This window comes from Ralstonia mannitolilytica (genome assembly GCF_905397375.1).
Lineage (GTDB): Bacteria > Pseudomonadota > Gammaproteobacteria > Burkholderiales > Burkholderiaceae > Ralstonia > Ralstonia mannitolilytica.
On sequence record NZ_CAJPVG010000030.1, the window covers coordinates 1 to 1,447 of the forward strand.

The window sequence follows — 1,447 nt, forward strand, 5'->3', positions numbered from 1 at the left end:
GTGCCGTGCCCACCAATCCAGGAGCGTGGCAGAGGTAGTTGTTGCGCCAGCTGAGCGCCAGTCTCAAGCTGAAGGAAAGCCCAGCAGCCGACGCTGCTCGCCCCAGTCGCGAGGCAGCAGGTCTTGGCGGCCACGCAGCGTGTGCAGATTCAGATGCCGGGGCTGGCGTCCGTCCAGGATGGCCTCGACGATGTCGGGGGCCAAGAGGGTCAGGCGCAGCACCTCGGCCACCCAGCCGGGCTCCAACTTCAGGGAGCGCGCCAGGTCGGTCGTCGTGGGATAGCGCCCCTCCTCGAGCAGCCGCTTCCAGTAGAAGGCCTTGCCGAGCGTCTTGATCATCGGCGCATCCAGGCCGCCCGCGGTCGCAGCGGCGGACTCGGGCGTCGGCGGGATCAGGAGCTTGCGGTTCTGGCGGCGCTTGATCGTCAGCGGCACCAGCGTGACGCGCTGGCCATCGCTGACGTAGCTGCGGGCATCGGTTCCGACCTCGACGCGGATAGCGCGCTTGCGCGGGTTCGTCGTGGTGCTCATGCCGGTGTTTCCTCGGTCTGTGCGCTGGATTCCTCGACCAGCGGATGCGCGCCGATCTCGGGCCCCAATCCCAGCCAGCCGTCCTCGCGCCAGAGGATGTCGAGTCCGTGCTCATGCAGTTGCACCCGCTCGATCAGCAGCCGCGCGATGCGTTGCTGCTCGGCCGGAAACAACTGCGCCCACACATCGCCGATGCGCCGCATCGCCACCACCACCTGCGCTTCATCGAGGGCAGCACCGGCCGGGTGGCGCTGGCACGCCCGCCAGGTGCCGATCAGCACCTCCGGCGCCGAGAGCGCCGCGTGGATCTGCGTCAGCACCGCGTTCTCGATCTCGGCCGCGGGCAGATGGCCGACGTCCGGGGCGTCCGGCGCCAGGCTCGCGCCCGCGTTACGACGCTTGTGCAGGTAGGGGACGTAGTAGCGGTAGGTGCGCCCGCTCTTTTTCTTGACGAAGGTGTGCAGCATGCGCTGGCCGTCGGGCGCGAACAGCAGCCCCGCGAGCAGCGCCGGGTGTTGGGCCCGGTGTTCACGCGGCGCCTGCTTGCGGCGCGCGATGAAAGCGTGCGCGGCGTCCCACAGGTCTTGCGGCACGATGGCTTCGTGTTGGCCGGGATACCACGTGCCGTGGTTGCGGATCTCGCCCAGGTAGATGCGGTTGCGCAGCAGCGCGAAGATGTATTGCTGGTCGATGGGTCGGCCCGTGCGCCGGCGCCCGCCTTGGGTCACCCAGGCCTTGGTGGTGTGCCCCTCGACTGCCATCTCTCGCACCAGCCGCGCCGCAGACCCGTGCTCCGCATAGCGGCGGAAGATGTCACGCACGAGAGCGGCCTCGCGTTCGTTGACGACGAGCTTGCGATCGACGACGTCGTAGCCGAGCGGCGGCATGCCGCCCATCCACATGCCCTTCGCTTTGG

2 protein-coding genes are annotated in these 1,447 nt (G+C 69.0%); both read right to left on the reverse strand.

Translation table 11 applies throughout. From position 1 onward, the window contains the following. Positions 1–63: 63 nt before the first annotated feature. Positions 64–531 carry a hypothetical protein gene (locus KHN96_RS22655; RefSeq protein ID WP_115044377.1) on the reverse strand — a complete coding sequence of 156 codons (468 nt, stop codon included), beginning with the start codon at positions 529–531 and terminating at the stop codon, positions 64–66. Beyond that, the coding region (locus tag KHN96_RS22660) for a recombinase family protein (protein WP_211888744.1) at positions 528–1,447 on the reverse strand (920 nt) is incomplete at its 5' end. The genes KHN96_RS22655 and KHN96_RS22660, both read right to left, overlap by 4 nt.